This is a genomic window from Streptomyces sp. NPDC056948 (assembly GCF_042674225.1).
GTDB classification, from domain to species: domain Bacteria; phylum Actinomycetota; class Actinomycetes; order Streptomycetales; family Streptomycetaceae; genus Streptomyces; species Streptomyces purpurascens.
Genome location: NZ_JBHUQX010000506.1, coordinates 1 through 6077 on the forward strand (window position 1 = coordinate 1; position 6077 = coordinate 6077).

The window sequence follows — 6077 nt, forward strand, 5'->3', positions numbered from 1 at the left end:
GGTGGGGCGGGGGCGGCTGACCCGGGTGGGGGGTGTGGTGTGCCGGGCGGGTGGCGCGGTGTCCCGGACCGGGTCGCGGTCGCGGGCGGCGGCTCGGGGCGGGGCTCCGGGAGCGGCTCCGGAGCCCCGGCCCGAGGAGGCCGCGGACTCAGCCCGCTGACTCGGCCTCCGCCGCCGGTTCGGCCGCGGGTTCCGCCGCGGTTTCCGCCGCACGCGCACGGTCCGCGAGGACCTTGATCGAGACCAGTGCGATCACCGAGAGCACGATGATGTAGCCGGACACGGCCATCGAGGTGCCCGTCGCCTCCAGCAGCAGCACCATGACGAAGGGCGCGAGCCCGCCGCCGGCGACGGCCGCGATCTGGTAGCCGAGGGAGGCGCCGGTGTAGCGCATCTCGGGCGTGAACAGCTCCGCGAACAGGGCGGCCTGGGGGCCGTACATGATGCTCAGGAAGCAGCTGGCGACGAATGTGCCGACCGCGAGCCACAGCAGCGAGCCGGTGTCGATCAGCAGGAAGAGCGGTACGGCCCACAGCGCGATGCCGACCGCGCCGATGGCGTAGATCCGGATGCGGCCGACCCGGTCGGAGAGCGCGGCGGCGGCCGGGATCAGCACGAGCTGGGTGAGGCTGATGCACAGCGAGACCATGAGGACGGCGCTCTTCTTCATGCCGAGTTCGCGGGTCGTGTAGTCGAGCACGCCGGTGATGATGATGTAGAAGGTCGCCGTGTTCACGGCGAAGGAACCGCCGGCGAGGAGCACCGTACCGAGGTGGCCGCGCAGGATCGTGCGCAGCGGAGAGGACTGCTCGCCCTTCTCCTTCTCGGCCAGCTTCTTCTCCGCCTCCCGGAATTCGGGGGTCTCCTCGACGCGGGTGTGGATGTACCAGGCGAGCACGAGGACGAGCAGGCCGACGAGGAACGGCACACGCCAGGCCCAGGCCGCGAACTCGGAGTCGGTGGTGAACGCGCCGGCCAGCAGGAACACCGTGTTGGCGGTCACCACGCCGATGGGGACGCCGAGCTGGACGAAGCTGCCGTAGATGCCGCGCTTGCCCTCGGGGGCGTACTCGGTGGCCATCAGCATCGCGCCGCCCCACTGGGCGCCTACGGCGACGCCCTGGGCGACGCGGAGCAGGACCAGCAGGATCGGGGCCGCGACGCCGATCGTGTCGTACGTCGGCAGCAGGCCGATGCCGGTGGTGGCCACGCCCATCAGGGTGAGGGCGAGGACCAGCATCGGCTTGCGGCCGCGCTTGTCGCCGAGGTGGCCGGCGACGATGCCGCCGATGGGGCGGGCGAGGAAGCCGACGGCGAAGGTGGCGAACGAGGCCAGGACGCCGGCGGTGGGGCTGCCCGCGGGGAAGTAGAGATCGCCGAGAACGAGAGCCGCGGCGATGCCGAAGACGAAGTAGTCGTACCACTCGACTGCCGAGGCGAGCGCTGCCGCGGTGGCTACCCGGCGGCGATTGCCGGCGGCCGGGGTGGTGGTGGCGGGCTGAGCGGAAGGTGCCGTGTCCATGCGGTGCACGCTCCGATGGGTGCGGGGACGGAACGGGGGGTGGGTCGGGTTCGGGGAACGTACTGACCGGACGGTATGGACGTCAACGGGTCGCGCACCAGGACTTTTACCTGTACTTGGCACCCACTGTGCGGGCGGGCATGCCTGAGGCCCCGGCCTCGCGCGGAGGCCGGGGCGCGGGGGAACCGGGCTAGAAGACGACCAGGGCCCTGCCGCCCTTGCCCGCCAGCATGTTCTCGAACGCGGCCGGGATGCCCTCCAGGGAGATCCGCTCCGTCACCAGCGCGCTCAGGTCGAGGCGGCCCGCCCGGACGTGCTCGGCGAGCACCGGGAGGTCCTCGGCCGGGTTGGAGTTGCCGTAGACGCAGCCGGAGAGGGTGCGGCCCCAGTGGAAGATCTCCAGGGCGTTGAAGGTGACCTGCTGGTCCTTGCCGCCGATGCCGACGACCGTGGTGCGGCCGCCGCGCCGGGTGGAGTCCCAGGCCGTGCGGATGGTGACCGCGCGGCCGGCGCACTCGACGGCGACGTCCACGCCCTGTTTGCCGGTGAGGGCGCGGATCTCGCGGGCGGTGTTCTCGGAGGCGATGACGTAGTCGGTGGCGCCGGCCGCCCGGGCCAGTTCCTCCTTCTCGGCGGAGACGTCCACCGCGACGATCTTCGAGGCGCCCGCGATCCGGGCCGCTTGGAGGGCGGCGAGGCCCACTCCCCCGACGCCGAACACCGCGACCGTCTCGCCCGGCCGGACCTGCGCCGAGTGGTGGACGGCGCCGTAGCCGGTGAGGACGGCGCAGCCGAGGAGGGCCGCGTCGATGAGCGGGACGCCCTGCGGCACGGGCAGGACGCAGGCGGCGGACACGACCGTCTCCTCGGCGAACGCGGCGACGTTCAGGCCGGGGTGGAGGTCGGTGCCCTCGGCGGTGCGGGCGTAGACGTCGGCGGCGCCGTTCAGGGCGTTGGCGCACAGCCAGACCTCGCCGAGCGAGCAGGCGTGGCAGGCGCCGCAGGACGGGGCCCAGTTGAGGACGACCCCGTCGCCGGGCGCGACGTGGGTGACGCCCTCGCCGACGGCGACGACCGTGCCGGCGCCCTCGTGGCCGAGGACGGCGGGGACGGGGACGCGCATGGTCCCGTCGGACAGGGACAGGTCGGAGTGGCAGACCCCGGCGGCGGCGAGCCGGACGCGGACCTGTCCGGGTCCGGGGTCCGGCAGGTCGATGCCGGTGATCTCCAGCGGGGATCCGACGGCGGGCAGAACGGCGGCGCGGACAGCCATGACGGAAGGGACTCCCCTGGTTCTAGAACTGGAGGGACTTGGTCTGGAGGTACTCGGCCAGGCCGTGCACGCCGAGTTCGCGCCCCACGCCCGACTGCTTGTAACCGCCGAAGGGCGCGAGGGGGTTGAACCGGCCGCCGTTGATGTCGACCTGGCCGGTCTCCATCCGGCGCGCGAACGCCACGGCCTCGGTCTCGTCACCGGCCCAGACGGCGCCGGCCAGGCCGTAGACCGTGCCGTTGGCGATGCGCAGGGCGTCCTCCTCGTCGTCGTAGGGGAGGATCGACAGGACAGGGCCGAAGATCTCCTCCTGGGCGATGGTCATGTCCGGGGTGACGTCGGCGAAGACGGTCGGGCTGACGAAGTAGCCCGTCTCGTGCGGGGATTCGGGGCCGCCGGCGACCAGGCGGGCGCCTTCCGCCAGGCCCTTCTCGATGTAGCCGCGCACCCGGGCCTGCTGCTTGGCGTTGACGACGGGGCCGATGCGGTCCCCGTATTTGGCGGCGGCCGCGGCCGCGAGTTCCACGGCCTCCTCGTACCGTTCGCGGTGGACGAGCATGCGCGTCCAGGCGCTGCACGTCTGCCCGGAGTTGGACATGACGTTGGCGACCCCGACGTTGACCGCCTTGGCCAGGTCGGCGGTCGGGAGGATGACGTTGGCGGACTTGCCGCCCAGTTCGAGGGCGACCTTCTTGACCTGCCCGGCGGCGATCGCGGCGATCTGCCGGCCGACGGCGGTGGAGCCGGTGAAGGAGACCAGGTCGACGCCGGGGTGTTCGGCGAGGGCCTGGCCGGCGACCGGGCCGAGGCCGGTGACCAGGTTGAAGACGCCCGCCGGGATCCCGGCCTCGTGCACCGCGTCGGCGAACAGGCGGGCGACCAGCGGCGTGTCCTCGGCGGGCTTCACGACGACCGTGCAGCCCGCCGCGAGGGCCGGGGCGACCTTGGCGACGATCTGGTGCAGGGGGTAGTTCCAGGGCGTGATCGCGGCCACGACACCGACCGGCTCGTGGTGCACGACCGAGTTGCCGGTCTTCTCCTCGAAGGCGTACGTCGCCGCCAGCTCGGCGTAGGAGCCCGCGACCGCGATCGGCACGCCCGCGTGGACGGCCTGCGAGAACTTCAGGGGCGAGCCGAGTTCGGCCGTGACCGTCTCGGCGATCTCGTCGGCGCGGGCCACGAGCACGTCCCGGAGGGCGGCCAGGCGCGCCGCACGCTCGGCGGGCGGGGTCGCGGCCCAGTCCGCGAGGGCGGCGCGGGCGGCCAATACGGCGGTGTCGACGTCCTCGGCGGTGCCCGCCGGGACCGTGCCGATGACCTGCTCGTCGACCGGGTTCACGACCTCGATCACGTCCTGGCCGGCGGCGGGGCGCCAGGCGCCCCCGATGTACATGCCGTCGTGTGCCTTCATCGCGCTTCCTCCGGGGGCGGGGCGTCGTCGTCCGGCACATAAACTAGCGGCGATAGTTTTCTGACGCCAGACGTCCCGGTCACGCCGGTCATCACAGCACGGGGCGGGCCCCGCCCGGGTGTGCGGCTCCTCACTCCCCCAGGTCGGGCAGGCGCGCCGGGTGCGGACAGATGCGGTCGCCGTTCTGGTCGAAGACGAAGAGGTGGGCGAGGTCGACGAGGAGCGGCACCTGCATGCCGTGCCGGAGGGCCAGGTCCGGGGTGGTGCGGACGATGAGGTCCCCGGGCAGGCGGGGTTCGGCGGGGGCGGCGGCCTCGGGGTGGTCCAGGGCGACCACGGGTCCGGCCCGCCCGGCTGTGGACCGCTCCCGCAGCCGGGTGAGCACCGAGCCCTCGCGGCGGCGCCGCCGGGCGGGGCGGCCGGGGCGGGGGCGCGGAGCCTCCAGGTCGGGGACGACGGCGGGGCTGGAGCCGGTGTTGAAGTGGACGAGGATCTCGTGCCCCTGGAACTCCACATGCTCGACCAGGCCGGTGATCGGCACCTCGCCGGGACGGGCCGAGGAGTGCTTGGCGATCCGGACGGCTTCCGAGCGCAGGCCCACGATGACCTCGCGGCCCTGCTGGACCCGCAGCAACTGGTGGTCCAGGGAGAGCGGTTCGGGCAGGCGCAGGAACTGCTTGCCGAGGCTGATGGTCATCGCGCCGTCCAGCGGGGCACGCACCAGGCCCCGCAGGAGGTTGATGCGCGGGGTGCCGATGAACGCGGCGACGAAGACGTTGCTGGGCAGCGCGTACACCACGCGCGGGCTGTCGGCCTGCTGGAGCACACCGCCGCGCAGCACGGCGACCCGGTCGCCGAGCGACATGGCCTCGGCCTGGTCGTGGGTGACGTAGACCGTGGTGACGCCCAGCTCCCCGGTGAGCTGGGATATCTCAGCCCGCAGATGGGTGCGGAGCTTGGCGTCGAGGTTGGACAGCGGCTCGTCCATCAGGAAGGCGGAGGGGTGGCGGGCGATGGCCCGGCCCATGGCGACGCGCTGGCGTTCGCCGCCGGAGAGCTGGGCGGGCAGGCGGTCGAGGAGGTCCTCGATGCCCAGCATGCGGGCGGTGGCGTCCACGCGCGGGCGGGGGTCCGTGCCGGGGTCCTCGATGCGCAGCGGGAAGCCGATGTTGGCCCGGCTGGTCATGTTCGGGTAGAGGGCGAAGTTCTGGAAAACCATCGCCATGTCCCGGCCGGACGGCGGCAGGTCGTTGGCGTACTCGCCGTCGAGCAGCAGCTCGCCCTCGTCGATCTCCTCCAGCCCGGCGATCATCCTGAGCACGGTCGACTTGCCGCAGCCGGACGGGCCGAGCAGCACGAGGAACTCGCCCGGGGTGATGTCCAGCGACAGCCGGTCCACCACGCGGGCGCCTCGCGTGTAGGCCTTGCTCACGTCGTGCAGGGAGATGGCGCGTGTCATGAGTGCCCCCGAGGGGTCTTCAGGGCGCTGGTGCTCCGCGGGTCGGAAGCCCCGTGCGGTTCGTACGGGGCTGTGGGTCACGGAAGTTAACGGAATGTGCGCGGCCTGGGGAAGACACCGGGCGGGATCGGGGGCTGCGGTCCATCTGGTGAGAAGGCGGACGGCCTGATTTCGGCCAGGGCGTCAGCGGATCGCGGTGAGATGGGCGAAGACCACGACGTTCCCGGAGTAGCCCTTCCGTCGGTCGTAGGCACCGCCGCAGGTGATCAGACGCAGCTCGGGGCGGCCCCGGGCGCCGTACACCTCCTGGCTCGGGAATCGCTCCTTCTCGTACGACTTGATCGCGTCGACCGTGTAGACGGCGGTCCGCCCGTCGGCGCGGCGGGCCTTGACGACCCGGCCGCGCTTCAGC

Annotated in this window: 5 protein-coding genes; all 5 read right to left on the reverse strand. The window is 72.7% G+C overall.

Features of this window, described 5'->3' with window-relative positions; translation table 11 throughout:
- Window positions 1–148: 148 nt before the first annotated feature.
- Window positions 149–1522, reverse strand: coding sequence for an MFS transporter (locus tag ACFTZL_RS39585; protein ID WP_382593765.1), 1374 nt, complete (start codon window positions 1520–1522; stop codon window positions 149–151).
- 190 nt (window positions 1523–1712) lie between these two features.
- Window positions 1713–2795 (reverse strand): Zn-dependent alcohol dehydrogenase, encoded by a 1083-nt coding sequence (locus tag ACFTZL_RS39590; protein WP_382593768.1) that lies wholly within the window; start codon window positions 2793–2795, stop codon window positions 1713–1715.
- 22 nt (window positions 2796–2817) lie between these two features.
- Window positions 2818–4206 carry an aldehyde dehydrogenase family protein gene (locus ACFTZL_RS39595; RefSeq protein WP_382593771.1) on the reverse strand — a complete coding sequence of 463 codons (1389 nt, stop codon included), beginning with the start codon at window positions 4204–4206 and terminating at the stop codon, window positions 2818–2820.
- A gap of 130 nt (window positions 4207–4336) precedes the next feature.
- Window positions 4337–5665 carry an ABC transporter ATP-binding protein gene (locus tag ACFTZL_RS39600; protein WP_382593775.1) on the reverse strand — a complete coding sequence of 443 codons (1329 nt, stop codon included), beginning with the start codon at window positions 5663–5665 and terminating at the stop codon, window positions 4337–4339.
- Between the two features lie 183 nt (window positions 5666–5848).
- Window positions 5849–6077 (reverse strand): sortase domain-bontaining protein (locus ACFTZL_RS39605; protein ID WP_382593778.1); only part of this gene is annotated, 229 nt, incomplete at its 5' end.

Bases quoted from the DNA above. Each gene is read 5' to 3' on its own strand.
- ACFTZL_RS39585 (WP_382593765.1), bottom strand. From the start codon at position 1,522: ATGGACACGGCACCTTCCGCTCAGCCCGCCACCACCACCCCGGCCGCC.
- ACFTZL_RS39590 (WP_382593768.1), bottom strand. From the start codon at position 2,795: ATGGCTGTCCGCGCCGCCGTTCTGCCCGCCGTCGGATCCCCGCTGGAG.
- ACFTZL_RS39595 (WP_382593771.1), bottom strand. From the start codon at position 4,206: ATGAAGGCACACGACGGCATGTACATCGGGGGCGCCTGGCGCCCCGCC.
- ACFTZL_RS39600 (WP_382593775.1), bottom strand. From the start codon at position 5,665: ATGACACGCGCCATCTCCCTGCACGACGTGAGCAAGGCCTACACGCGA.